Source organism: Arthrobacter sp. MSA 4-2 (assembly GCF_016405885.1).
GTDB lineage: Bacteria > Actinomycetota > Actinomycetes > Actinomycetales > Micrococcaceae > Arthrobacter_D.
Map to the genome: position 1 here is coordinate 68520 of NZ_JAEKGC010000010.1, position 25278 is coordinate 93797.

The following is a 25278-nucleotide window of genomic DNA, read 5'->3' on the forward strand; positions in this document are numbered from 1 at the left end:
GGAAGCGCGTCCCTTTTCGAGTTCCTCCCCGCTCTGTGTCTTGGACCTGAGAGTTTCCGCAGGGCTCCGTGCCTGCTTGCACCTTCGGTGAGCGCTGCCTGCCCTCGGGGCCGGTGCGCTGCTTTCCAGAGTTGCCTAACCGCAGCGGTACTGGGCCTGAGAGATTCCTGGGGAGGATTTGCTCCTACGGCGCCTGCCGAGTGGATATGCGCGGCAGGACTCTCCCGCTGCAGGTCAAAGGCATATGAAATTGTGGTCGAAACCACAACGATCCTACCTTGGCAACCCCCGGCCGGGCAAAGGCGCCCGGGGCGGCGGCGCCCCGGGCCGCCGCCCTGCAGCGCCTACCCTCTTGTCCCGTTCAGGTTGTCCCGTTCAGGTTGTGCCGTTCAGGTTGTCCCGTTCCGGACGCGCCGGCGGGTGTCGCCGCACAGGACCACTGCTTAGAGGCGTTCGTCGGTGGCGGAGTCGGGCAGTGAGTCGAAGTACTTCGCGAGGAGGTCGGAGAACACGGGCTCCCCGGGGGCGGCCCGGTGGAAGAGGGTCGCGCTCGAATGCAGTTTCCGGGCGTCGATGCCGCCGAAGACCGCTTCCGCGCTGTGCCCAGGCAGCGCGGCGGCAGCGGCGGCGCATTCGAGTAGCCGAGGCCCGAGGATGGGGTGGGCGAGATAGGCCCGCGCCTCGGCGAGGGAGGAGATGGCGAATTCGCGGGCCGTCGCGCTGCTCCCAAGGCCCTGGATCTGGGGAAAGACGAACCACATCCAGTGGCTCTGCTTGCGTCCGGCGCGGATTTCGCCGAGGGCCCGCGGGTAGGTGCCGCCCGCATCCTGGGCGGTGACGAACCGTTCCAGGCGGTAGGGGTCGTCTGCGGTCTTAGCGTCCATTGGGGCCTCCTGTGCGTTCTCGTATGCGGTGAATGGACTGTCAGCCGATTCCCAGTTCGGGCATTTCCAGCCCGAACTCGCGCCGCAGGGCAAGCTTCGCGGCGTGGAATCCGGCCATGCCGTGGACGCCGGGCCCGGGCGGGGTCGACTGGGAGCAGAGGTAGACCCCCTTCAGCGGGGTCGCCCACGGGTGGGCCGCCAGCACTGGGCGGGCGATCATCTGGCGCAGATCGACGGCGCCCGAGCCGAAGTCGCCACCGACATAGTTTTCGTTGTACTCCCCGAGCTGGGCGGCCGTCGAGGAGTGCGAGTCGAGAATCAGGTCGCGGAAGCCGGGGGCAAAGCGTTCGATCTGGGCGGTGATGGCTTCGGTCATATCCGTCGTGGAGCCGCGGGGCACGTGGCAGTAGGTCCAGAGGGTATGCCGGCCGGCCGGCGCCCGGGTCGGGTCGAACAATGACGGTTGGGAGACAAGGACGTAGGGGCGCTCCGGGTGGCGCCCAGCCTTGACGTCCTCCTCGGCCGCCGCCACCTCGGCCCGGGTTCCGCCAAGGTGGACGGTGCCGGCCCGGGCGACCTCGGAATTGGTCCACGGCACGGGGCCCGAGAGCAGGAAGTCGACCTTGCAGGCGGCGTTCCCAAAGCGGAACCTGCGCAGCGCACGCGCGTACCCTCCTGGAAGCCGTCCCCGTGCCATCTCCACCAGCGCGGGCGGGGCGATGTCCAGCAGGACGGCCCGGGCACCGCCGAGCTCCGCGAGGGAGCGCACCCGGGAACCGGTGATGATCTCGCCGCCGTGGTCTTCGATGTCCCGGGCCATGGCGTCGGCAATCGCCTGGGAGCCGCCGACGGGGATGGCCCACCCGCCGGCGTGCGCAAGCAGGCCGAGGACCATTCCGGCTCCGGCGGCCGTGAGCGAGGGGAGCGGTCCGACGGGGTGCGCCATGACCCCGGTCAACATTGCCGGGGCTTCCTCGCCCCGGAACCGCCGGTTCCAGGCCGGCGAGCCCTGGTCGAGTACTGCCGCCGCTAGCCGTGCCGCGGCCAGCGGGTTCTTCGGCACGCGCAGCAGGTGGTTCAGGGTCAGCGCGAGGATGCCGTCCCGGGAATCGATGAGGGGCTGCATCAGCCGCCGGTACGCCGGGCCGTCAGCTCCGAGTTCCGCCGCGGTCCGCTCAAGGCTGCGGTAGGCGATTCCCGCCCTCCCGTGGTCGAGCGGGTGGGCGTAGGACACCTCGGGGATGGCGAACCCGATGCGGCGGCGAAGTTCGAAGGAGGTGAAGAACTCCGAGGCAAGCGCCATGGGGTGGACCGCCGAGCAGACGTCGTGGACCGCCCCCTCCTCAATCAGCGGGAGGGTGCGCGATCCGCCTCCAACGGTCGCCGCCGATTCGTGCACGCGTACGCTGAGCCCGGCCCGGGCCAGCACGACGCCCGCTGCGAGCCCGTTGGGCCCCGAACCGACAACCTCGACGTCAACCATCGGTTCTCACTTTCCTCAGGCGGGCCGGGCGCCAGTGCCGGGCTGAGCTTCACTGCCAGGGTGGGCGGGCGCGGCGGTGACCGGCCTGACCTTGGCGGCGGTGGTGCCGCGCGCCGCGGCCAGCGCCTTCCGCGCAGCCCGCACCTTTCCCGGCAGGCTCCGCCGGGCGCGGAGGGCCGCGGCGAGGGCCCGGTACTGCAGCGGCTTCACGGGGAGGTCATACGTCGTGGGCACCACGACGACGTTCTTGGAAAAGTTCCGCTTGAAGGTGGTGACATTGGCGAGCTGCGGATAGTTCTCGCTGACGATGCCGGTCAGGGCGCAGGAGCGGTTGCCCGCGGCCTTGAGCTCCCGGAAGGCTTCCCAGAGCAGGAGGTAGGGCGCGAAGATCTTGCGCGCCTGCTGGGTGCTGCCCGCGAAGTAGTAGACCGCGGAGCCCCGGTACTCGCTCGTGATGAGCCAGCTCACCGGTTTTCCGTCGAGGTAGGCGACAAGCAGGCGGAGGTAGTCCCCCAGTTCGGTCAGCAGGGTCTCGTAGTAGTCGGACGCGAAGCTTTCGAATCCATCGCGTTCGGCGGTCTCCCTCATGATCGGAAAAAGGTCCTGCCGGAAGGTCTCACTCCATAGCTCATGAGGAATACTTCGGACTTCCACCCCGGATTTCTGGGCACGACGGATGCTGTTACGGGCGTTGGGCTTAAAGCTTCGGAACAGGCCCTTTTCTTCCGGCGTGAGATCGACAACAATCTCCCGCTCGAACCAGCCGTGCTCCAGGGGGCCTTCCGCGGGCGGCTGCGGTGTCGATACCTGCATTCGTATATACAGCGGATCGACCCCGGGGTCAGCCGCGAACTGCGCAAGGACAGTCGTCATCAGGGTGCGTTCGGCGGCCGGCGTCCGTTCCGCGAACCACACGGGCCCGTTGACCACCACAAGGGAGGTCCTCAGACGCCGCTGGATGAGGAGGTAGCTGGCGACGGCAACGAGGGTTTCGCCGTCGTAGTACGCCCAGATCCCGTAGGGGCGGCGGCCCAGGGCGGTCTCGAACCCGGCCCAGTCCGGGGTCTGCTCAAGCGGAACGACCACGTCGGGGTACCCGCTGACGAGCCGGTCGAAGTCCTCCGGGCCAAGTTTTTCGTATCGGAATGAAGCTGCGCTCACGTGGGTTCTTTCGCTGGGAATCCGTGCTCGCCCCAGCCTACCCGAGGCATCAGCGGCATTAACGGGGCCCGCACCGGAGCCTCCGGGGCAGGATCCGGCGGTGGACTTCGACCCCGCCGCGGCCCGCCGGAACCGGTGACGGTGAACGGGGAGCCTCCAACGTTGATAGAGTCCAACCGGCATACGTCCAAATGGACGTAGACTGGACATTCTCTGCCCGACCCTCCCTTACGGGGCTGAACGGGCCAATTACACTTCAGCGGGCATTTTGAGGAGAACTGTGGGAACTAACCCCATCCGGGTGGCAATCATCGGCGTCGGTAACTGTGCCGCGTCCCTTGTACAGGGCGTGCACTACTACCGGGACGCGGATCCGTCGGCCAAGGTCCCCGGTCTGATGCACGTCAAGTTCGGCGACTACCACGTCAGCGACGTGCAGTTCGTCGCGGCCTTCGACGTCGACGGCAAGAAGGTCGGCCACGATCTCGCCGAAGCGATCGGCGCCAGCGAGAACAACACCATCAAGATTGCCGACGTCCCCCCGACCGGCGTGATCGTGCAGCGCGGCCACACCCTCGACGGCCTGGGCAAGTACTACCGCGAGACCATCGTGGAATCGGACGAGGAACCGGTCGACATCGTGGGCCAGCTCAAGGCCACCAAGGCCGACGTCCTCGTCTGCTACCTGCCGGTGGGCTCGGAGCACGCCGCGAAGTACTACGCGCAGTGCGCCATCGACGCAGGCGTGGCCTTCGTCAACGCCCTGCCCGTCTTCATCGCGGGGACCAAGGAATGGGCCGACAAGTTCACCGCTGCCGGCGTGCCGATCGTCGGCGACGACATCAAGAGCCAGATCGGTGCGACCATCACGCACCGCGTCATGGCGAAGCTCTTCGAAGACCGCGGCGTGACCCTGGACCGCACGTACCAGCTGAACGTCGGCGGCAACATGGACTTCAAGAACATGCTCGAGCGCGACCGCCTGGAGTCCAAGAAGATTTCAAAGACCCAGGCCGTCACCTCGAACGTGAAGGCCGAACTTCACGCCGACGATGTGCACATCGGCCCCTCGGACTACGTGGCCTGGCTCGACGACCGGAAGTGGGCGTTCGTCCGCCTCGAGGGCCGCAACTTCGGTGACGCCCCGGTGTCGCTCGAATACAAGCTCGAGGTGTGGGATTCCCCCAACTCCGCCGGCGTCATCATCGACGCGATCCGGGCGGCGAAGATCGCCCTCGACCGGGGAATCGGCGGACCGATCCTGTCGGCGTCGAGCTACTTCATGAAGTCCCCGCCGGAGCAGTACGCGGATGACATCGCCCACGAAAAGGTCGAGGCGTTCATCCGCGGCGACATCGAGCGTTAGGCTCCGACCCAAGGCAGGTCCCGGCCGTCTTCCTGGTTCAGGCAGGCGGCCGGATCGTTTAAGGCACGGCGGGCTAATCTCCGGCCGGCCCGTTTCCGACCACTGAGCGCAGCTGACCGCCCGGCAGGCCTGGCGAGGCGGGCAGCCGATCGGGCCGGTCGGCGGGCACGGGCCTAGAAGAGCCCGACCGCGTTGCCGTCGGCGTCGACGTCCATTCCGAGGGCTCCGGGGACCTTCGGCAGCCCCGGCATGGTCATGATCGCTCCGGTGAGGGCGATGATGAATCCGGCGCCGGTCCTTGGGATGAGGTCCCGGACGTGCACCGTGAACCCGCTGGGTGCTCCGAGCCTGGTTGCGTCATCGGAGAACGAGTACTGGGTCTTGGCCATGCACACCGGCAGTCCACCCCAGCCGTTCGCCTCGATTTCGGCGAGGCGGCGCAGCGCAGGCACCGAGAAGTCGACATTGTCGGCTCCGTAGACCTCCTGCACGATCGTCCGGATCTTCTCCTCCACCGGCTGCTCCAGCGGGTACAGATGGTGGAAGTCCGTCGGTTGGTCGAGGGCGGCCAGGACGGCCGCGGCCAGGTCGTCTCCCCCGGGTCCGCCGCCGCCCTGGCCCCACACGTCGGCGGCGGCGGCGGCGATGCCCTGCGAGGCGCACCAGCCCAGCAGCCAGTCGAGCTCGGCGTCGCTGTCGGTCGCGAAGCGGTTGATCGCCACGACCGGGGAGTATCCGAACTTCTCCACATTGCGGACGTGCCGCAGCAGGTTACCGGTGCCCGCCTCGAGCGCCGCGGCATTCGGTCCAGCCAGGTCCGCCTTGTCCACGCCGCCGTGCATCTTAAGTGCGCGGATGGTGGCCACGATCACGACGGCGTCGGGTGCGACGTCGGCCGCTCTTGCCTTGATGTCGAGGAACTTTTCGGCCCCCAGGTCGGCGCCGAAACCGGCCTCGGTGACGACGATGTCGGCCAGGCGCCGGGCGGTCTGGGTGGCGACCACGGAGTTGCAGCCGTGGGCGATATTGGCGAACGGCCCGCCGTGTACCAGGGCGGGGGTCCCGGCGATCGTCTGGACGAGGTTGGGCTTGAAGGCGTCCTTCAGCAGCAGGGTCAGCGCCCCCTCGACCCCCAGCTGGGCGACGGTGAGCGGCTTGCGGTCGTAGGAGTAGCCGAAGGTGATGCGCGAGAGCCGCTCCCGGAGATCGGCGAGGTCGGTGGCCAGGCAGAACACCGCCATGATCTCGGAGGCGGCCGTGATGTCGAAGCCGTCCTGACGGGGCGTGCCCTCCGCCGGACCGCCGAGGCCCACGACTACGCTGCGCAGGGACCGGTCATTCATGTCGAGGACCCGCCGGAAGGTGACCCGCCGCGGATCGATGTTCAGCGGGTTGCCCTGGTGAATTGAGTTATCCACGAGCGCCGCGAGCGCATTGTTCGCCGACGTGATGGCGTGGAAGTCCCCGGTGAAGTGGAGGTTGATCTCGTCCATGGGCAGCACCTGCGAGTATCCGCCGCCGGCGGCGCCTCCCTTCATCCCCAGCACCGGGCCGAGGGAAGGCTCCCGCAGGGCGATCATCACGTTCTGGCCGGCCCGGGCGAGGGAGTCGGCGAGCCCCACGGTACAGGTCGACTTCCCCTCGCCGGCGGGGGTTGGGCTCATGGCACTCACCAGCACAACCCGCCCGGGCCGCCCGGGCCGATCCGCGAGCAGGGTGGGATCGATCTTCGCCTTGTACCGGCCGTAGGGCTCCAGGGCGTCCCGTGGGACCCCCGCCGCATCGGCAATTTCCTCGATGGGTCGGATCGCCGCGCGGCGCGCAATCTCCAGGTCGCTCATGGGGCCAACCTATCAGCGCAGTGCCGGCGCTCCGGCGAGCCCTGCCCGCTCCAAAACGTATTCCGTCATCGGCACATACAGGACGGGCGGCACATTGTCGTCGAGGGGGACGGCCACCTCGAGCTGGCCTTCGGCTTCGGACACAAAGAGGCCGGGGTCGTTGCAGTCGGCGAATCCGAGTGCCGGCACGCCGGCGGCTGCGGCTTCTCCCGCCCAGCCGTGGTCGGCGACCACGAGCTCGGGTCCCGGCTGGCCGGCGGCGGCGAGGGACTCGAGCACGAGGCGCATCGGCTGCGGGTAGTGGGTGTGCATCAGGTTCCCGTGCTGGTGCCAGGCCAGGACCCCCTGGACCTGGCGGACGTCCCCCTCCCGGAACCGGATCCCGTGCGGAATTTCCATCACTTCGGCACCGGCCTGTGCGGCGGCCGACGCGAGGGCTGCGTGGACCGGAAGGAGACCCCCGGGATGGCCTGTAGCGAAGAGGATGCGTTCCCCGGCCCGGACGGAGCGGCCCAGCCGGTCGGCGAATCGGTCGAGCGCGGCCACGCACTTGGCGGCGTCGATGGTGTCCTGGCCGGTGGTGTGGGACGGGTCGGCGCTGGTGCCGACCTTCTCGTGCATCAGGGTGAGGACCTCCTCGAAGGTCCAGGGGTGCGTGGTGCGCACGCCGAACTCGAGGTGCTCATTCCCGTCGAGGAATCGGCGCATGTGGTCGAGGTTGTTCTCCCGCGGGGTGGCCACCTCCCCGGTGATGCGGACGGAATCGAGGTAGCTGGCAAGTTCTTCGCGGTTCACCGTCCTATCCTAGGGCGGCCGGATCACCGAGCCGCAACGGAGGAGAAGCGCTCCACGGCGGTGCGGTAGCTCTGGGCCGTCAGCAGGGCGGTGCGCTGCCAGCCAAAGGCGAGCGCATGCACGGCGGCACCGCGCCCGAGAGCCTCCCGGTAGGCGGTGTCGTCGAACAGCCTCTCAAGGGCGGCCGACCACCCCCCGGCGGAGTGGCCGTCAACGAGCAGGCCCGTCCGGCCGTCGCTCACGGCCTGGGGCAGCCCGCCCACATTGGCGGCGAGGACCGGCGTGCCGCAGGCCTGCGCCTCGAGCGCCACAAGTCCGAAGGATTCGCTGTAGGAGGGCATGACGACGACATCGGCCGCACGGAACCAGTGGGCGAGCTGGGCGGCCCTGACCGGTGGGTACAGCCGCACAATGTCGTGGAGCCCGGCGTCATCGATCAGCGGCTGCAGCTTCAGGGCGTCGGAGCCGCTCCGGGAGCCGAGGATGCTGACGGTCAGGGGAATGTCGGGACGGCGCTCCACGAGCTCGCGCACGGCGGCCACCAGCACCTGCGGTCCCTTGAGCTTCTGGATTCGTCCCGCGAACACGACATGGAAGGAACGCTGGGGGAACTGCAGCAGGGACCGGGAGACCTCACGCGAGCCGGGATTGAAGGTTTCGAGGTCGACGCCGGGGGCCACCACGTCGATTCTCTCGGCGTGCGCCCCGTAGAGGGATTCCAGCTCCGAGGCCTCCGTCGAGGTGTTCGCGATCAGGCGTGCGGCGCCGGAGACGACGGCCTGCTCACCGCTGACCCGCACCGGCGGTTCCGCCGTGCCAAGGTTCTTCATCCTGAGGTTCTTGACCTTCGCCATGGTGTGCATGGAGTGGACGAGGGGCAGTTTCAGCTTGCGCCCGACGGTCAGGCCCACCGTTCCGGACACCCAGTAGTGGGAGTGAAGCACGTCGACGCCGCCGCCGGCCAGGGCGCCTGCCACTTCGGTCAGGGCCGCCGTGAAGGTCCCGGTCAGCTGGGGAAGGGCTTCCTTCGGAAGGCGGTGGGGTGGACCGGCGGCCAGGTGATGCACCCGGACGCCGTCCGCCATCTCTTCCCAGGAGGGCCGCTCCTCGCCCGTCCTTCGGGTGAAGATGTCGACTTCGACACCCACCCTCGCCAACTCCAGCGCCACGGAACGCACGTAAACGTTCATGCCGCCGGCGTCACCGGCTCCCGGCTGTTCGAGGGGGGAGGTATGAAGGGACAACATCGCCACACGTCTCACGGGGGGCATCGTTCCTCCTCTCCCCATGGTCCGCTTGCGACTAGCGTCTTGAACGATACAACGCCGAGGGACGCCTCCACATTCCTCCGGCCGGGAGGCCGGTGCTCACCGGATGTTCAGGAAGTGCTGGGGCAGGAGGAAGCGGTCCGCACTGTCGCGTGCGGATCCCGCCTCCGGGCCCTGGATCTGCTGCCAGCGGGCAACATTCCGCCGCAGCGCCCTGAGCGTACGCTTCACCTTCCGCTTCCGATGGAAGCCCGGCATGGCCGTCGAGCCCTGTCGGCCACCGAGGGAGGTGGGGCTGACCGCGTCGGATGGCACAGCGGGAAGGACGGTGAATGATCCGGACATGATGAATTGTCCAGCCTTGGGTATTTCAACATTCGACGGTAATTGGCCATAAAGGGATTGGGACTTTGACACGGTTATCCTTCGGCAAGGGAAATTAAAGGGGATAGAACTGGTATTCCGCGGCGCGAAAAAACCCCGGAGGGGCAGCGGAAAGAAGGCTGCCGTTCAGAGGGGTTGGACTACCCCGGAAGGGGGCCGCGCAGGCGCAGGAGCTGCTAGTGGCCGCGGATGACGAAGGTCGGATTGGGTCCGCGGGTCAGAAGGCCGCTCGACATGTTATTCACAATTCCTACCTCCTGTCCGAAAGATAACCAATAGAACCGTAGGCCCTGGCCCTCTCTGGGGAATGTCCCGGAGGACCAGTGGCTCAACAGTCAATCTACCCCATGCGGCGGCGCCGGCATAGGGGTCGAACTAATTAATTCTAAAATTTTTCGGTTTATTTCGCCCTAGAGATTCCACTGAACAATGGCGGGGGTGTGCTTATCCCAGCCCAGGGAGCAGACAGCCGCCGTGCCCAGCACGAACCGCCGCCCCTCCACCGGAGCGAACTCCAGCCAGCGGGCAGCCACCACGCGGAGGAAATGTCCGTGTGCCACCAGCAGGGCGTTCTGCACCGGCGGAGCATCAGGGTCTTGATCCGCCGGGGTGTGGCAGCCGGCCTGGACGCGCGAGATGATGCGGTCGGCCCGTGCCGCAACCTGCTCAAGGGTCTCTCCGTTGGGGGCGCCGTCCTTCCAGATCAGGTAGTCGGGGTTCTCCCGGCGCACCTGGGCGCTGTTGCGGCCCTCGTTGTCCCCGTAATCCCATTCGTGGGCGTGCGGAACGATCTCGGGTTTGGGGAATCCGGCCAGCTCTGCGGTCCGGACGGCACGCTGGAGGGGTGAGCTCATCACCAGGTCGAATTCGATGCCGGCGAGGTGCCGCTTGGCCTCAAGCGCCTGCTCCTCACCGTACGGCGTCAGCGGCAGGTCCGTGAGACCTGTGTAGTTTCCGTCCCGGGACCACTCGGTCTCGCCGTGGCGTAGCAGCCACAGCCGCGGCAGCGGGGTGCCTGCGGGGGTGGGATCGGGCTGGGCTGCCCCTGAGAGCGGACTCATAGTGTCTCCTTTGATTCAGGTTGGTGTGACCACCAGCTGCGGAGCCGGGCCTCGGCGGTTGCCGGGTCCAACGGTCCGTGTTCCATGCGCTCCTCGAGGAGATAGCGGTAGGCGCGCCCCACCACCGGGCCAGGTGTTATTCCGAGGAGGGCCATGATCTGCGCGCCGTCAAGGTCGGGGCGGATCATGGCAAGTTCTTCCTGTTCGGCCAGAGCGGAGATGCGGGCCTCAAGGTCGTCGTAGGCGAAGGCAAGCCGTTCCACCTGGCGCCGGTTGCGCGTTGTCACATCCGAGCGGACCAGCCGGTGGAGCCGCTCCAGCAGCGGCCCCGCATCGGTCACATAACGGCGCACGGCTGAATCGGTCCAGCCGGCCTCACCGTAGCCGTAGAACCGCATGTGCAGTTCGACGAGGCGGGACACGGCCTTGATGGTGTCGTTGTCGAAGCGCAGCGCGCGCATGCGGCGGGCGGCCAGCTTCGCGCCTACCGCGTCGTGGTGGCGGAAGCTGACGGCGTTTCCGGGGCCGAACTTCCGGGTGGCCGGCTTCCCGATGTCATGGAGCAGCGCTGCGAAGCGCAGCACGAAGTCCGGTCCCGGAACGGACCCGTCTTCGTCGGTCTCCAGCGCGCAGGCCTGCTCGAGGACGGTGAGGGAGTGCCGGTAGACGTCCTTGTGCCGGTGATGTTCGTCGATCTCGAGCCGCAGCGCGGACACCTCGGGAAGCACGTGATCGGCCAGTCCCGTCTCGACGAGGAGGTCGATGCCGCGGACGGGAGCGCGGCCGTTAATCAGCTTGACGAGTTCGTCCCGAATCCGTTCGGCCGAGATGATTCCGATCCGCTCCGCCATGGCCGTCATCGCCTCGGCCACCTCCGGGGCGACGCTCACTCCGAGCTGGGAGGCGAAGCGGGCCGCGCGCATCATCCTCAGCGGATCGTCGGAGAACGACGACGACGGCGCGCCCGGGGTGCGCAGGACGCCGGCGTGCAGATCCTTCACCCCGCCGAAGGGGTCGACGAGCTCCATCGCCGGAAGGGTCAGGGCCATCGCGTTGATGGTGAAGTCGCGCCGGAGCAGGTCCTCCTCGAGGTTCGAACCGAAGGCCACGGACGGGTTCCTTGAACGAGGGTCATACGCGTCGGCGCGGTAGGTCGTGATTTCGATCTGGTGGGAGCCCCGGCGCAGCCCGATGGTGCCGAAGGCCCGCCCGATCTCCCAGTGGGCGTCCGCCCAACCGCGGATCACGGCGAGGGTCTGGTCCGGATCGGCATTGGTGGTGAAGTCGAGGTCCGGGGAGGTCCGGCCCAGGAAAAGGTCGCGGACCGGTCCCCCGACCAGTGAAAGTTCGTAGCCGGCTTGGCTGAAGAGCTCTCCCAGCTCGGTGACGACCGGCGGGAGCGGCGTGGTCAGGGTCGATTTGTCCAACGGGTGCACCATAGTCCCTTAAGCGTGCCAGATCGGGGGCCAAAATCCATGTCGGGGCCGCCCGCCGCCCCCGCTCCGGCCCGCCGGCGGCCCTATCCGGTCCGGCCCGTCCGGCCCGCCGTCGTCATTGCCCGCCGTTAAAGATCGTTAGAGTGGTCTGCATGGACCGACCCGTTCCAAGTGCACCTAAACGCACCCCGTTGACAGTGTCAATGGGAAGCCCGGGCACGCCTGCACCGCAGCACCAGCTGCCCACGGTGGAGGAGGTGTCTGCGGGCGGGATCGTCGTGGACACTACCAGCGGGACCCTGAATGTCGCGATCATCGCACGCCTGAACCGCGGCGGCAGGCTGGAATGGTGCCTCCCCAAGGGCCATCCCGAGAACCAGGAAGACAGCGAGCAGGCGGCGGTCCGCGAGATCGAGGAAGAGACCGGTATCCGCGGGGACATCGTCACTGCGCTGGGGAGCATCGACTACTGGTTCACTGTCAGCGGACACCGGGTGCACAAGACGGTTCACCACTTCCTCCTGGTCGCCACCGGCGGACACCTGACCATCGAGAACGATCCGGACCATGAGGCGGTCGACGTCGCATGGGTGCCCCTTGACGAGCTGGGGCGGAAACTTTCGTTCCCCAACGAACGGCGCATCGCGGATCTGGCCCGCGAGGTCCTGCCCAATTACCTCTGACGCACCGCGTCACGCAAGGAGACGAACGTTCTCAATGTCCGAAAGCAACACAGCCTCGATCCCGGTGCAGGACACCGGCGTGCTGGCCGGGCGCACCCAGCGCCGTCCTGACGGCGCGGCCGCGGGACGGAACGGCGACGCCGCATCCGGTGGCAGCGGCACGGCAGAAGACACCACTGCCCGCTCCAGCGCCATCATGGCCGCCGGAACCCTTGTCTCGAGGTTTCTCGGCCTGATCCGCGTCGCGCTGCTTGCCACGGCGATCGGCACCCTAGGCCAGGTCTCCGACCTGTTTCCTGCGGCCAACAACCTGCCCAACTTCATCTACCTGATGGTCGCCGGCGGCGTCTTCAACGCCGTCCTGGTCCCGCAGATCATTAAGGCAAGCCGCAAGGAGGACCGGGGGGCGGACTACATCAGCCGCCTCATCACCCTTGCGGCCTGCGGGCTGCTGGTCCTGACGGTCCTGGCGACGCTCGCCGCCCCCTTCATCGCGGACCTCGTAAGCAACGTCTCCGGTGCCCGTCTGGCCCTCGTGACCACCTTTGCCTACTGGTGTCTGCCGCAGATCTTCTTCTACGGGCTGTACGCCATCATCGGCCAGGTGCTCAACGCGAACGGCTCGTTCGGCCCCTATACCTGGGCGCCCGTGGTCAACAACGTCATCTCCATCGGCTTCCTCACCGCCTTCATCGTGGTCCTGGGCCCGGAAAGCACCGCCGGGCACACGCCGGAGAACTGGACGCTCACCCACACCCTCCTGCTGGCCGGCGGCACCACCCTCGGCATCGTCGTTCAGGCGCTTGTGCTGTTTCTCCCGCTGAGGAGGCTGGGCCTGGGTTTGAGCCCCCGGTTTGGGTGGCGGGGCGTCGGCTTCGGCCAGACCGGAAAGCTCGCCTCGGTCACCATCATCACCATGCTGGTCGGCAACGGCCTGTACCTGGTGAACCAGTGGGTGGCTACCATCGCCACCGAGGCCCGCGCCGGCTACGCCAACCGCACCCCGCCCCAGCCGATTGCGGGTCTGGCGAACCTTGAGATCGGCTCGCTGGTCTATGTCCTTCCCCACTCCGTCATCGCCGTCTCCCTTGCCACAGTTCTGTTCAACCAGCTCGCGGCAGCGCACGCCGACGGCAACGTCGCGGCGCTCAGGGACACGCTCTCCCGCGGGCTGCGCACGATCGGGGTGGCCACGGTGTTCGGAGCCGCGGCCCTGCTCACCCTGGCCGTACCGCTGGGGATGCTTTTCAGCGGCGGATCCCAGGCGAGCGGCGCGATCAACGCGGTGATCATCGCGCTGCTGGCCCTGGGCGCGCCGTTCCTTAGCGCGAACTTCTTCCTCAACCGGGTGTTCTACGCACGGGAGGACGTCGTCACCCCGCTGAAGATCCAGCTGATCCTCTCGGTGCTGGGAGTCGCTCTCGCCCTCACCGCCGGTGCCTTCCGGCCCGACCTGATCGTGCCGATGCTCGCGGTGGGGTACTCGGTGGGCAATGTGGTGGCGGTGGCCGTGACCCACTTCTTCCTTCGACGGACCATTGGCAGTTACGGTGCCGGGCATATCTTCGACGTCCATGTCCGGCTCACCCTCGCCGGGATCGCCGCCGCCGTCGGCGGCTCGGCCCTTCTCTGGCTGGCGGGCGCATACCGGCCGGACGGATTCGTCTGGCAGTCGGTGCTGCACTCGACCGCCGTCCTCATTGTCGGCGGCACGGTGATGGTCCTGATCTACCTTGCAGCGCTGAAGGCCCTGAAGGTCAGCGAGCTCAGCGAATTCCTTTCCCCGCTGCTCGCCCGGTTTAAGCGGTGAGGGAACTGACGCCGTAACCCGGGGAACAGGCGGTCGACCGGTAGCATGGGTAAAAATCAGCCAGCTTGCAGCGGGAGGAACACGTGCCAGAAGCAGTAGACGTCGGTTCAGTGCTAGGGGGCCGATACAAAGTCACCGCCTATGTGCTGGCTTCTGCTGACAAGGACCTTGTGCTCGATGGCGTGGACCAGGTCCTGAACCGCCCCGTCAGCATCCTTGTCGCTTCGCCCGCCAACGCCGGCCAGGTGGCCGCCAGCGCGCGCGAGGTGGCAACCGGTGAGCGTCCCGGATCGATCCAGGTCCTCGACCTGGGAATCACCGAGGGCGGCACCTACCTCGTCACCAACCGGGCCTCCGCCGCAGACCTGCTGGACCTGATCGTGCAGCAGGACGCACCGTACATCGAACCGTTCTTCACCGACACCCTGGGTTCGGAAATCTTCGGGGTGGCACGGTCCACCGAGCCGGAGACCTACGACGAGGACCACTACGAGGAGACGGAACACGTCGAGCGCCGCTCACCATTCGCCAACCTGTCGAAGAAGTTCGGCCGGCCGGCGGCGGGAGCCACAGCGGAGGATGCCCAGCCGGTGACCGCCGGTGGTGCAGGGACCGCCGAACAGCGTGCCGTCGGTACCGAGTCCATCCCGAAGGCTTCCCGGCCGGTCCCGCCCGCGCCGGCGATGCCACCCGCGGGGTCACCCGAACCCTCCCGCGGATCGGCTGGCAGGGACTCCCGTCGGCAGGAGGATCCCAACCCGAAGGTGACCCGTCTTCCCAGTGAGCCCGAGGCATCGGGTTCCGGCAGGACTATTGGCGCCGCCCTCGGCGCCTCGGCCCTGGGAGCGTCGGCTGCTGCCGGGCGGCCGGAGCGCGCTCCTTCCCGCTTCCCGGCCTCTCCTCCTGCGGACGCCGACGACCGGGATGAGTACGAGGACGACCGCCCCGAAGGCAACCGGAAGTTCACCCGGATCCTGGTGGGAGCAGTTCTGTCGCTGCTTTTGATCATCGCTGTGGTCCTCGCCGCGACAACCATCGGCGGGCTGTCCAACCCGACAGCCAATGACGACCCCACGACCACCGGTGGTGAAACACAGGGAGCGGAATCCACCCCGCCTTCCGGAGCTGCCACCGAGTCCGCGGAGCCCGCCGCGGAAACGGTTCCCCCTGTCATCACCGGCGTGACGCGGCTGGTTCCCAGCAACCAGAACCTCGACGCCCCGAACGACGCGAACCTACCCCTGACCGTGGACAACAACCCGGCGACCTTCTGGGGAAGCTATGTCTACGCCAATGATGTCTTCGGCGGACTGGCGCAGAGCCTCGCTCTCGTGGTCGAACTCGAAGAGGAATCAACAATCTCAGAGGTGAAGATTGACCAGTTGAACGGCACCGGCGGAAACTTCTCGGTGCTGCTCAATGACGCCCCCACCTTGGAGGGAGCGGAGCAGATCGCTCAGGGAGGCTTCACCGGGCCGTCCATCACCACACCAGTTCCGGAAGGGGATGACGGACCGGCCACGGCACGCTATGTGATCGTCAACTTCACCCAGCTGCCCCGGCTCTCGAACATTCAGGCGCAATTCCCCTGGGGACTGCGTATCGCGGAGATCGGCGTTTCCTAGGAAGCGCGGTGGCTGCCCAGGCACGGCGCCTCCTCCCGGACGCGCCCCCGGAATAACCCGAGGATAAGCATGGTTGTGCTAGGGGTCCGCGGAGATCCATGCGCAGGCTACTGCAGCGTGCACCCAGATAGGAAGGTTCACCGTAAACGTGACAACTGAAACCCAGACCGCAGCAGGCGGCACCCCCGAAGGCGAGCAGAAAATCCACGATGTCATCATCGTGGGATCCGGACCTTCGGGATACACCGCCGCCGTGTACGCGGCAAGGGCGAATCTGAAGCCGCTCCTGATCGCGAGTTCCGTCAAGGCCGGTGGTGAACTGATGAACACCACCGATGTCGAGAACTACCCGGGGTTCCCCGAGGGAATCCTCGGCCCGGAGCTGATGGAGAACTTCGAGAAGCAGGCGGCACGCTTCGGCACCGAAATCCTGTTCGAGGATGTTGTCTCCGTCGAGCTGACCGGTGAGGTCAAGAAGGTGACCATCGGGACGGGAGAGACCTTCCTGGCCCGCGCTGTGATCATCTCCACCGGCTCGGCGTACCGTGAACTGGGCCTTGAGGATGAAAAGCGCCTTTCCGGCCACGGCGTGAGCTGGTGTGCCACGTGTGACGGCTTCTTCTTCGGCAACCAGGACATCGCGGTCATCGGCGGCGGTGACTCCGCGCTCGAGGAAGCACTCTTCCTGACCAAGTTCGCCCGCTCCGTCACCGTCGTGCACCGCCGGGACACCCTGCGGGCCTCGAAGATCATGCAGGACCGCGCCCTGGCCAACGAGAAGATCCGCTTCATCTGGAACTCCGAAGTCATCGGCATCCGTGGCGAGAGCAAGGTGACCGGGATCCAGCTCAAGAGCACGGTCGACGGTGCGACCAGCGATCTGGACGTCACCGGCGTGTTCGTCGCCATCGGCAACGACCCGCGCATCGAGCTGGTCAAGGACCAGCTGACCCTGACGCCGGAAGGCACCATCGCCGTCGTTGGCAGGACCTCGAAGACCTCCCTGCCAGGCGTCTTCGCTGCCGGCGATGTCATCGACCCCACCTACCGTCAGGCGATCACGGCAGCCGGCTCCGGAGCCGCGGCTGCCATTGATGTCGAGCACTACCTGGCCGACCTTGGCGACGCCGTGAGCACCGCGGCCGCAGTTCCCACGCCCCCGGCTGAAGCCGTGTCCGAGCAGGCTTTCGTCTAATCCACAAAGGGAGATACCAATGAGCACTACCAAAGATGTCAGCGAAGCGACCTTCGAGGCGGACGTCCTCCAGGCTCAGAAACCGGTAATAGTTGATTTCTGGGCTGAGTGGTGTGGCCCCTGTCGTATGCTTTCGCCCATCCTCGATGCGATCGCCGGAGAGCACTCCGAGAAGATCGACGTCGTCAAGGTGAACGTCGACGACAACCCTGCTATTGCCGCAAAGTACGGAATCACCTCGATTCCGGCTGTCTACGTCTTCAAGGACGGCGAGGTGGCAGCTAAGTCCATCGGCGCCAAGCCCAAGCAGGTTCTTGAGCAGGAATTCTCAGCCTTCATCAACTAAGGCTCAGTAGCCCTTCGAGGCTCACAAGGCCGGCCGCCCCTAGGGACGGCCGGCCTTTCCTTTTGCCGGTCAATCCTCGAGCGCCCCTCGAACGGAACAGGGAAGCTCAAGGCGGTCGGCCTGCCAGGTACCCGAGCCCGCCGGGGGTCCATGCCAACTGTTCGGGCGCACGACGAGGGAGCCCAACTGAGAGCTCAGGAGACGGCCCAGCAAACGGCCCAGGAGAGCGCCGAGCAGGGCCCGGGAGGGGCGCGGCCCTCCCGTCCGGACACCGGCCAGGGCGGCGCCTAAGGCCGCCTTGTCCCGCCAACAAGGGTGAGAGAGTCATGAACCGCCCTGGCCCGCCACGGGCTCGGAGAGAGCCGCGGAGCGCCCCGGCCCGCAGGGCCCGGCGAGAGGACCCGGGCGCCTCTGCCCGCCGGGACAGTTGGAAGCTCGCCCCACCCGGGGCAGCGAGCCGAAGGCGCCGGGGAAGCGCGTGGCGCAGCCTTGTGAGGCACCGGTGGATAAGCAGCCTCCAAATGGCAGTATCGGCGCGCCTCCACCGCTGCCCTGCCGGACCCCAGGCGGACTCGCACTCATGTTTCACGTGAAACTGCGTCTAGACCGTTCATGCGAGCATGCATCTGCCACGCTGCTAGAAGAGGCAATTATGGTTGCGAACCGTAGCCCACCGCCACGGCGCAGCGACATCCGCCGATCGGAAGACCGACCCGGCCGGGAAGGAGGAATGTGTACCGTGGTCTGGGTATCCCCCTCAAATGATGGACGCTAGCGTTGGCGGTGGTTACGTGAACGCCCAACTGGGGCGTGCCGAGACTCTGGTAGGGGGCAGCGGGGCGCGGCGTCCGGCACGGGCGTCCGAGTCATCCGACTCGGCTGGCTCCGGTTTCACGTGGAACACTCGCCAAGTAGCCGTATCACCGCCACTGATTGATCGACGACCGACGCGACCGCTAAGATCGAGTGCCGCAGTGACCACGATGCTAGGGTCCAGGGTTTACGACCTCATGAATGCAGGCGTTTACAGGTGCGCGAACCGACAGGTGTCCGGATGTGCGAATACACGGGCGCACGACCTCGCCGATACACGACCCCGCGAAGGCACGCCGGCGCGAACGCACGGCTGCATGCGAGCTCGCGCAGGGCTGAGGACCCGCTCTTCCCGTGTCTCTTGCGTCGGCATAGAACGCCGCACACCCGTCCTATCCGGACTCAAGGAACACTCGAATTGACGATTCACTGAAGACTTCCATCGCACCCGTCTTGCTGAGGCGGCTCTTGGGCCGATTCACGCTCCCTACGACAGCTTGTTTCACGTGAAACCCCACGGCAACTCGAGTGAGCCTTCCGCTTTCGCTCGTCCCCCAAGGCAAACCGTGTTCGCCGAGACAGGAACGCCAGGACAATTCGCAGGCGTTCAGCAGGAGCCCTCGGCCGGTGGCGTTCACTGCTGGCTGCAGGGAAGCAAAAATGCTCTCACGAGAACGAAGACGGTAGCGTCCAACAGAGGCACACCTATTTACCCCAGTAGGCGGCCCGGTGAGAAGCAAGCGGATCAGCCCCAGCGGTACCCGGGTGCGGCTAACGAACGCGATAATCGCGGTGCACGCCAAGGTCGGCACCCTCGAGAAGTTGCTTGCGCCATGCGCACTCGACTTCCTCGGAGGAGCAGCCCATTGACCGTCAGTTGCACATGATCGACGCCCATCGCGGGTCGGCGGGTATCGCGAACAGGTCCCGCCCGCGGCGGAATGACTTCGGGCCCTCTGCGGAATAGTGGCCGTGAGGCAGCTGTGGGTGATTCCCTCGACGCGCCCGACCGCCGTTTCACGTGAAACCGAGCGACCACCGATGCTCCGCCGATCCCGTGCTCCACCTGATCCGGGCATTCGTCATTCGCCAGGCTGGGCTCGAGACTGAGCGAGTGGAAGCACGGGCCGTGTCGACGCCGATGGCGCCCTGCCGAGGAGGGAAGACCTTGGTGGATGTGCGGGGCACCTGTGGAGAGCGGAGGTTTCACGTGAAACAGCGGGTGTCGACCGCTACTGCAGAACTGCAGGACGCCCGAACCAATCGCTACCGCCCATCACCAGCCCCCGGTCGTGAGCCGCCAACTACTATCTAGAGTCGAATCGTGGCGTCAGGGAGCGCCGCCGGACCTGGGTCCCGCCCTAAGATAACTATCGGATGCTGCTCGGAAGGCAGCGGCAAGCTGCACGCGGAGTGCCGGCCCTGCAGGATCCGCCACTATTCGCGGCTTCCGCCCGCTTCAGTACCCGCCTGAGCAGCCACGGGCCGCAGATCGGCGGGCGTGCGCCGGGCGTTTCACGTGAAACGGACACCTGCCCCTCGGCATGGGTCGTACAGCGCCTGCTGCTCCTGTGCGGGACCCGGACGGCCCTGCGCATAGGACCTTGCACTACAAAGCCGTGGTGACGCGGTGTTGAGGCCCGCAAGGAGCCCTATTAACGCAATTCTCGCCCATCTCCCCAGGGTCGGGATGTCCGCAAGCTGCAGGTCGGCGCACGTTCGCGTCGGTTTCACGTGAAACGGATGCGTCGATCCGGCTCCCGAGCAGCACCAGCCGGCGTACGCCGACGCACCGGGTACTGGCCTTGGTGTCTGCCATGCGCCGTCAGGCATCCCGACGGCCCCCCGTCTTTTGACCACCGGCCCTGGATAGGGTAATCCTCAGCGGCCCAGCGCTTGCGCGTCACCCACGCGCGGACAGTTTCACGTGAAACGCGTTCGCGCGGTGAACGAGATCGCGTGTTCTACATCGGTCGACCACGCGAAACGCCGGCCCGTTTCACGTGAAACGGGCCGGCGTTCAATGGGGTGTGACATCAGTCAGTTGGAAGGCGGTGTCAACACGGTCATGATGCGGTTGAGGTCATCCACACTCGCGAACTCGATGCTGACCTTGCCCTTGCGGGCGCCGAGCGTGATCTTCACGCTGGTATCGAGACGGTCTGACAGCGACGTCGCCAGATAGTCAAGACGTTCATGGCGCGCAGCATTACGGGGCGCGGTCTGCTTTGTCTGCCTCCGGAGCCCGTCGCTCATTGCCACGATCTCCTCGGTAGACCGCACAGAAAGGCCTTCGGCGACGATGCGCTGGGCCAGCTTTTCCATGTCGGCCTGGTCCGCAAGACCCAGGAGCGCGCGAGCGTGTCCCGCGGACAATACTCCGGCCGCAACGCGCCTTTGAACCAGAGGAGGGAGCTTCATCAACCGAAGCGTGTTGGAGATCTGCGGGCGCGAGCGTCCGATCCGCTCAGCCAGCTCCTCGTGAGAACAACCGAAGTCGTCGAGCAGCTGCTGGTACGCCGCCGCTTCTTCAAGCGGATTGAGCGAGCTCCGGTGAAGGTTCTCGAGCAGCGCGTCGCGCAGCAGGTCATCATCGGCCGTGGACCGGATGATCGCTGGCACACGTTCGAGCCCGGCTTCGCGGGTGGCACGCCAGCGGCGCTCACCCATAACCAGCTCGTAGGGGGCATCGCCCTTCTCCGACGAGGGGCGGACGACGATGGGTTGCAGCACCCCGATCTCACGGATGGAGTGAACCAACTCGGCCATGTCATCGGCATCGAAGACCGAACGGGGCTGCTTCCGGTTGGGGTGGATGGCATCGAGCGGGAGTTCCGCGAACCGGGCGCCCGGAACCTCAAGAAGTCCTCCTGGGTCGCCATCCACTCCGTCGGCCGGCGCGGGGTCCGCGTCCCCGGCCGCAGCGGTGGTATCGGGCGTCCCGCTCCCGGTAGGCATCTCTGCCTGTACGGGCGCTTCCCGCTCCCCAACCGCTGCAGGCTCCACTTCTGCCGCCGCTTCCGCCTCTGCGGGGCTCTCAGCGGCTTCCCCGGGGCCCCGAACGGCGGCTTCAGCCTCCTGCGGAGCGTCCACAGCTTCGGGCTCGTCCGCGGCCGTACCGGCCGCTCCGCGGGCGTCAGCGCGCTCTGGCGCCTGTTCGGGCTCCGGTCTGGCAGCAGCCTGGGCGTCGGCACCAGCCAGACCATCCGAGGCTGACGCGGCCTTCTTCCGGCCCTTGGCTTCGGTACTGCGGGCGGCGGACGACGGCGCGGCGGAAGCGTCGGCCACCGATGGGGAGGCTCCGGTTTCACGTGAAACCTCGGCCGGTGTAGGCACCGTCGTGGTTTCTGCGGCATCCGCAGCCGGAGGGACTGCGCCGCGCTTTGCCGGCGGTGCGGTCTTCGCTGCAGGCTTGCCACCATTGCGGCGCGACGGAGCGATCAACGCATCCTTGTTGATTCCGCTGCTCCGCTGCGCACGCTTTGCCCCGGGAGTCCCGTCATGCCCCTGCCCGGAGGTGAAGAAGAGGTCGGCAGGACGGCCGGACTGCTTGAGGGATTCGGAGGACACCTCCGTTTCTTCGGGAGGGGCGCTGGGAATGAGCGCCCCCAGACCACGGCCAAGACCCCGGCGCTTTTCCGCCATTGGTTACCCTTTCAGATTGCGAACGGCTTAAGTTCGCGACATACGACGCTAGGAACAGTGTAGGGGCGGCTCAGCCGGCACCCGTTCAGGCTAACTACGTTCGGCGATTTCCGCTGCGGCCTCAAGGTAGGACAGGGCACCGGACGATGACGGATCATAGGTCATAACGGTCTGCTGGTAGCTTGGGGCCTCGGAAATTCGAACCGAACGAGGTACGACTGCCTTCAGGACCTGCTTCGGGAAGTGTTCCCGCACCTCGGCGGCCACCTGGGCGGCCAGGTTGGTCCGCCCGTCGTACATCGTGAGCAGGATCGTTGAGACAACCAGATCCGCATTGAGGTGCTTTTGGATCATCTCGATGTTCTTCAGCAGCTGGCTCAGTCCCTCAAGTGCGTAGTACTCGCACTGGATCGGGATCAGAACCTCCCGCGCCGCGACGAACGCGTTGACCGTGAGCAGTCCGAGGCTCGGCGGGCAGTCGATGAAGATGTAGTCAAGGCGGGGCTGACCGTTTTCGGCGCGCTCCTTGGCGTACACGTCGATGGCACGGCGCAGGCGCTGCTCCCGGGCGACCAGGGACACCAACTCGATTTCGGCGCCCGCGAGGTGGATGGTGGCCGGCGCACAGATCAGGTTGTCGATGTCGGGGCATGGTGCCACAACCTGGCTCAACGGCAGGTCGTCGATCAGGACGTCGTAGATGCTGTCGACTTCGGCGTGGTGGGGGATGCCCAGCGCGGTGGACGCGTTTCCCTGGGGGTCAATGTCGATCACCAGCACGTTGAGGCCGGAGGTGGCGAGTGCGGCGGCGATGTTGACGGTGGTCGTGGTCTTACCGACTCCGCCCTTCTGGTTGCTGATGGTGACCACGCGCGTGGACTCAGGCCGCGGAAGCTCGCGGCCCAGCAGCTTCTCCCGCCGCCGGGTCTCACTGGCCAGCTCCCGACCCAGCGGGGAGGATTCATCCATCGCTTCCATCACGCTGTTGCCCCTGCCGCTTTTCTTGGCCGGAGCATCCGTGGAGTCGGACAGTGAGAAGGTTGTTTCACGTGAAACGATTCCGGTGTTCGCCGGATCTGCAAACACTTCCGGTTGAATTTCCCCGAGTCCTACCGCCAGCGGCGATCCCGCAACCAACAAGGTCGAGTTCCGCTTAGATGCGGTGTCTTTCATAGTCACTCGGTAGCTCACTTCCAACATGCCAGGCACTGTTACCTCTAAGACTAACGGGTTGCCTGAACTTGCCGGCGTTCCCGCGCGGCGATCCGGCCACCGGCTCTCCGCCCAGGACCCGCAGCCGACGCCGGGATCAGCCGACGGTGATGCGGACCACCGTCGTCGGTTCCTCCAGCACGGCTTCGCCTGCCGTGACAATCTCGACGCTGCTGCCGCCCAGGCGGCGGATGACCTTCCGGGCGTCGGCTACTTCTTCGGCGGCGCTGCGGCCCTTGATGGCGAGGACCTGGCCCTCGCCCCTAAGCAGGGGCATGGTGAGGCCGGCCAGCTTGGACATCGCCGAGACAGCCCGTGCGGTGACCACATCGACATCGACGGACTTGACGGCCTGTTCGGCGCGGGCCCGATGGACCGAGACGTTATCGAGGCCGAGATCCTCGACGACCTCATTGAGCCAGGCCACCCGGCGTTCGAGTGGTTCAACCAGCACAAGGGAAAGGTCGGGACGGGCGATGGCCAGGGCGATCCCGGGCAGGCCCGCGCCGCTTCCGACGTCGCACACGGACTTACCGTTCCCGATCAGCTCGGCGACGACGGCGCAGTTGAGGACATGCCGCCCCCACAGCCGCGGGACCTCGCGGGGACCCAGCAGCCCGCGCTCGATGCCGGAGGTGGCAAGGTGCTCAACAAAGCGCTCCGCCAGGGCGAACCGTTCGCCGAACACCGCTTCGGCTGCCTTCCGTTCCGCGTCCGTGGGAAGCACTGCCGGAGGCGTTCCGCCGACGGAGACCTGAGGGTCCTCAGTCATCGGCGGTGGAAACCACGATGTGGCGGCCGGGGCCTTCGCCCTCTGACTCACTCACGAACCCGAGCTCGGCCACGGCGTCATGGACGATCTTCCGCTCGTAGGCGCTCATCGGTTCAAGCACTACTTCGGCACCGGACTCCTTCGCCTCGGCCACAGCGTCTTCAGCGATCTTCCGGAGCTCGTCACCGCGTACACCACGGTAGCCGTCGACGTCGAGGACGAGCCGGGAGCGGTTCGAGGTTGCAGTCAGCACGGACAGCCGGGTGAGTTCCTGAAGCGCCTCAAGCACCTCGCCGTCGCGCCCGACCAGGGCCTTCAGCCCGTTGTTGCTGCGGTCCTCGGAGACGATGGAAATGTAGGTGCGCCCGCTGCGGACCTCGATGTCGATGTCCCCGTCGATGTCGGCGATGTCGAGGAGCTCTTCGAGATAGTCGGCAGCGACATCGCCCTCGTCCTCGAGGCGGGAGGCCTTGGAGGCGCCGTCGCCGTCCTCCTCCGTGATGTCCGCGGGTTCCGGGCGCTCGTTATCGATGCTCATTTTTTCTTCCTCTTCTTGCGCTGGGGCTGGACCCGCTGGACTCGAGGCTGTGCGACCGTCTCGACGACGGGTTCACCCTTCCGCTCGCCGAGCAGCGGGACAGCCGGGAGCCCCTTCTTGGCGCGCCTCTCGGCGAGGGCCTTGGCAGCCGGGGAGCCGGGGGTAGGCATGCGCCGGATGACGTAGAACTGCTGGGCCATCGTCCAGATGTTCGTGGTCGTCCAGTAGATCAGGACACCGATCGGGAAGTTGATGCCACCGATGCCGAAGACCAGGGGAAGGATGTAGAGCATGATCTTCTGCTGACGCATGAAGGGGCTCTGCATCGCCTCCTCGGACATGTTCTTCGCCATGATCTGCTTCTGGGTGATGAACTGCGAGGCCGTCATGGCGATGATCATGAGGACCGAGAGGATGATCACACTCAGGTTGATGTTGCCGCCGAAGCTGCCCAGGAAGGTTGAGGACAGCGGCGCACCGAAGATGGTTGCGTCGTCGAACTGCCGCACTTCCTGGGGTGAGAGGGCACCGATGCCTTCGCCTTCCCTGCTCGCCTTCGAGATTCCGTTCAGGACGGTGAAGAGGGCGAAGAAGAACGGCATCTGGATCAGGATGGGCAGGCACGCCGCGAACGGGTTGGTCCCGTGCTTCTTGTACAGGGCCATCTGCTCCTGCGTCATTGCCTGACGCGAGAGCTGGTCGGTCTTACCCTTGTACTTCTGCTGGAGCTTGCGCAGGTCCGGCTGCAGGGCCTGCATTCCACGCTGGGCCTTGATCTGCTTGACGAAGACGGGGATCAGGGCCGCCCGGATCACCACGACGAGGCCGATGATGGACAGCGTCCAGGTCCAGCCCGACGCCGCGTCGAGTCCCAGGAAGGTGAAGCCCTCGTGGAACATCACCATGATCCAGGACACCAGCCACCGGAAGGGGAACAGAATCGTCCCGAAGAAATCCATA

Annotated in this window: 20 protein-coding genes and 1 riboswitch; of the genes, 6 read left to right on the plus strand and 14 right to left on the minus strand. The window is 66.5% G+C overall.

Features of this window, described 5'->3' with window-relative positions:
- Positions 1-135: 135 nt before the first annotated feature.
- A riboswitch (glycine riboswitch) is annotated at positions 136-237 on the minus strand.
- Positions 238-443: 206 nt separating this feature from the next.
- From I6N91_RS12320 to I6N91_RS12330, 3 genes are read right to left on the minus strand one after another with little or no spacing between them, the layout of a single operon-like run.
- Positions 444-884: a DUF1810 domain-containing protein gene (locus tag I6N91_RS12320; RefSeq protein WP_198812946.1), complete on the minus strand. Its 441-nt coding sequence runs from the start codon at positions 882-884 to the stop codon at positions 444-446.
- 40 nt (positions 885-924) lie between these two features.
- On the minus strand, positions 925-2367 hold the full coding sequence (locus I6N91_RS12325; protein ID WP_198812948.1) for an NAD(P)/FAD-dependent oxidoreductase: 1443 nt from the start codon (positions 2365-2367) through the stop codon (positions 925-927).
- 15 nt (positions 2368-2382) lie between these two features.
- Positions 2383-3528: a peptidoglycan bridge formation glycyltransferase FemA/FemB family protein gene (locus I6N91_RS12330; RefSeq protein WP_198812951.1), complete on the minus strand. Its 1146-nt coding sequence runs from the start codon at positions 3526-3528 to the stop codon at positions 2383-2385.
- A gap of 280 nt (positions 3529-3808) precedes the next feature.
- Here I6N91_RS12330 and I6N91_RS12335 point away from each other — a divergent pair, with 280 nt between their 5' ends.
- Entirely contained in the window at positions 3809-4894 is a 1086-nt protein-coding gene (locus tag I6N91_RS12335; protein WP_159617404.1) for an inositol-3-phosphate synthase, read from the plus strand.
- A gap of 173 nt (positions 4895-5067) precedes the next feature.
- Here the strand turns inward: I6N91_RS12335 and I6N91_RS12340 are convergent, their stop codons facing one another.
- The 6 genes from I6N91_RS12340 to I6N91_RS12365 all read right to left on the minus strand — a co-directional run bounded on the left by I6N91_RS12340 (position 5068) and on the right by I6N91_RS12365 (position 11682).
- Positions 5068-6735, minus strand: coding sequence for a formate--tetrahydrofolate ligase (locus I6N91_RS12340; protein ID WP_198812953.1), 1668 nt, complete (start codon positions 6733-6735; stop codon positions 5068-5070).
- 12 nt (positions 6736-6747) lie between these two features.
- A complete protein-coding gene (locus I6N91_RS12345) occupies positions 6748-7530 on the minus strand; it encodes a phosphatase (protein WP_198812955.1) in 783 nt (260 codons plus the stop codon).
- Between the two features lie 23 nt (positions 7531-7553).
- On the minus strand, positions 7554-8801 hold the full coding sequence (gene mshA / locus I6N91_RS12350) for a D-inositol-3-phosphate glycosyltransferase (protein ID WP_198812957.1): 1248 nt from the start codon (positions 8799-8801) through the stop codon (positions 7554-7556).
- Positions 8802-8897: 96 nt separating this feature from the next.
- Positions 8898-9143, minus strand: coding sequence for a hypothetical protein (locus I6N91_RS12355; protein ID WP_133404269.1), 246 nt, complete (start codon positions 9141-9143; stop codon positions 8898-8900).
- A gap of 449 nt (positions 9144-9592) precedes the next feature.
- Positions 9593-10243: a histidine phosphatase family protein gene (locus I6N91_RS12360; RefSeq protein ID WP_198812960.1), complete on the minus strand. Its 651-nt coding sequence runs from the start codon at positions 10241-10243 to the stop codon at positions 9593-9595.
- Positions 10240-11682, minus strand: coding sequence for a CCA tRNA nucleotidyltransferase (locus tag I6N91_RS12365; RefSeq protein ID WP_198812961.1), 1443 nt, complete (start codon positions 11680-11682; stop codon positions 10240-10242). The genes I6N91_RS12360 and I6N91_RS12365 overlap by 4 nt, the downstream gene beginning before the upstream one ends.
- A 149-nt stretch (positions 11683-11831) precedes the next feature.
- Between I6N91_RS12365 and I6N91_RS12370 the strand changes: the two genes are divergently transcribed.
- From I6N91_RS12370 to trxA, 5 genes are all read left to right on the plus strand, one after another.
- Positions 11832-12362: an NUDIX hydrolase gene (locus I6N91_RS12370; protein WP_120165932.1), complete on the plus strand. Its 531-nt coding sequence runs from the start codon at positions 11832-11834 to the stop codon at positions 12360-12362.
- A 34-nt stretch (positions 12363-12396) separates the two neighbouring features.
- Entirely contained in the window at positions 12397-14172 is a 1776-nt protein-coding gene (murJ, locus tag I6N91_RS12375) for a murein biosynthesis integral membrane protein MurJ (protein ID WP_198812963.1), read from the plus strand.
- A gap of 83 nt (positions 14173-14255) precedes the next feature.
- On the plus strand, positions 14256-15797 hold the full coding sequence (locus I6N91_RS12380) for an ABC transporter substrate-binding protein (RefSeq protein WP_198812965.1): 1542 nt from the start codon (positions 14256-14258) through the stop codon (positions 15795-15797).
- Between the two features lie 148 nt (positions 15798-15945).
- Positions 15946-16992 carry a thioredoxin-disulfide reductase gene (gene trxB, locus I6N91_RS12385; RefSeq protein ID WP_307843346.1) on the plus strand — a complete coding sequence of 349 codons (1047 nt, stop codon included), beginning with the start codon at positions 15946-15948 and terminating at the stop codon, positions 16990-16992.
- Between the two features lie 19 nt (positions 16993-17011).
- Entirely contained in the window at positions 17012-17338 is a 327-nt protein-coding gene (gene trxA, locus I6N91_RS12390) for a thioredoxin (protein WP_120165928.1), read from the plus strand.
- Positions 17339-20191: 2853 nt separating this feature from the next.
- Here the strand turns inward: trxA and I6N91_RS12395 are convergent.
- From I6N91_RS12395 to yidC, 5 genes are all read right to left on the minus strand, one after another.
- A complete protein-coding gene (locus tag I6N91_RS12395) occupies positions 20192-21439 on the minus strand; it encodes a ParB/RepB/Spo0J family partition protein (RefSeq protein WP_374058949.1) in 1248 nt (415 codons plus the stop codon).
- Positions 21440-21886: 447 nt separating this feature from the next.
- Positions 21887-22774 carry a ParA family protein gene (locus I6N91_RS12400; protein ID WP_198813120.1) on the minus strand — a complete coding sequence of 296 codons (888 nt, stop codon included), beginning with the start codon at positions 22772-22774 and terminating at the stop codon, positions 21887-21889.
- A 331-nt stretch (positions 22775-23105) separates the two neighbouring features.
- Positions 23106-23780, minus strand: a complete 675-nt coding sequence (gene rsmG, locus I6N91_RS12405) for a 16S rRNA (guanine(527)-N(7))-methyltransferase RsmG (RefSeq protein WP_120165926.1) — start codon at positions 23778-23780, stop codon at positions 23106-23108.
- Positions 23773-24318: a R3H domain-containing nucleic acid-binding protein gene (locus I6N91_RS12410; RefSeq protein ID WP_198812967.1), complete on the minus strand. Its 546-nt coding sequence runs from the start codon at positions 24316-24318 to the stop codon at positions 23773-23775. The genes rsmG and I6N91_RS12410 overlap by 8 nt, the downstream gene beginning before the upstream one ends.
- Positions 24315-25277 carry a membrane protein insertase YidC gene (gene yidC / locus I6N91_RS12415; RefSeq protein WP_120165924.1) on the minus strand — a complete coding sequence of 321 codons (963 nt, stop codon included), beginning with the start codon at positions 25275-25277 and terminating at the stop codon, positions 24315-24317. The genes I6N91_RS12410 and yidC overlap by 4 nt, the downstream gene beginning before the upstream one ends.
- Position 25278 lies beyond the last annotated feature (1 nt).

Excerpts from the sequence above, each read along its gene's own strand:
- I6N91_RS12340 (WP_198812953.1), bottom strand. The coding sequence starts at position 6,735 with ATGAGCGACCTGGAGATTGCGCGCCGCGCGGCGATCCGACCCATCGAG.
- I6N91_RS12320 (WP_198812946.1), bottom strand. The coding sequence starts at position 884 with ATGGACGCTAAGACCGCAGACGACCCCTACCGCCTGGAACGGTTCGTC.
- murJ (WP_198812963.1), top strand. The coding sequence starts at position 12,397 with ATGTCCGAAAGCAACACAGCCTCGATCCCGGTGCAGGACACCGGCGTG.
- rsmG (WP_120165926.1), bottom strand. The coding sequence starts at position 23,780 with ATGACTGAGGACCCTCAGGTCTCCGTCGGCGGAACGCCTCCGGCAGTG.
- I6N91_RS12355 (WP_133404269.1), bottom strand. The coding sequence starts at position 9,143 with ATGTCCGGATCATTCACCGTCCTTCCCGCTGTGCCATCCGACGCGGTC.
- I6N91_RS12410 (WP_198812967.1), bottom strand. The coding sequence starts at position 24,318 with ATGAGCATCGATAACGAGCGCCCGGAACCCGCGGACATCACGGAGGAG.
- yidC (WP_120165924.1), bottom strand. The coding sequence starts at position 25,277 with ATGGATTTCTTCGGGACGATTCTGTTCCCCTTCCGGTGGCTGGTGTCC.
- mshA (WP_198812957.1), bottom strand. The coding sequence starts at position 8,801 with ATGCCCCCCGTGAGACGTGTGGCGATGTTGTCCCTTCATACCTCCCCC.
- I6N91_RS12360 (WP_198812960.1), bottom strand. The coding sequence starts at position 10,243 with ATGAGTCCGCTCTCAGGGGCAGCCCAGCCCGATCCCACCCCCGCAGGC.
- trxA (WP_120165928.1), top strand. The coding sequence starts at position 17,012 with ATGAGCACTACCAAAGATGTCAGCGAAGCGACCTTCGAGGCGGACGTC.
- I6N91_RS12400 (WP_198813120.1), bottom strand. The coding sequence starts at position 22,774 with ATGGAAGCGATGGATGAATCCTCCCCGCTGGGTCGGGAGCTGGCCAGT.
- I6N91_RS12365 (WP_198812961.1), bottom strand. The coding sequence starts at position 11,682 with ATGGTGCACCCGTTGGACAAATCGACCCTGACCACGCCGCTCCCGCCG.
- I6N91_RS12325 (WP_198812948.1), bottom strand. The coding sequence starts at position 2,367 with ATGGTTGACGTCGAGGTTGTCGGTTCGGGGCCCAACGGGCTCGCAGCG.
- I6N91_RS12370 (WP_120165932.1), top strand. The coding sequence starts at position 11,832 with ATGGACCGACCCGTTCCAAGTGCACCTAAACGCACCCCGTTGACAGTG.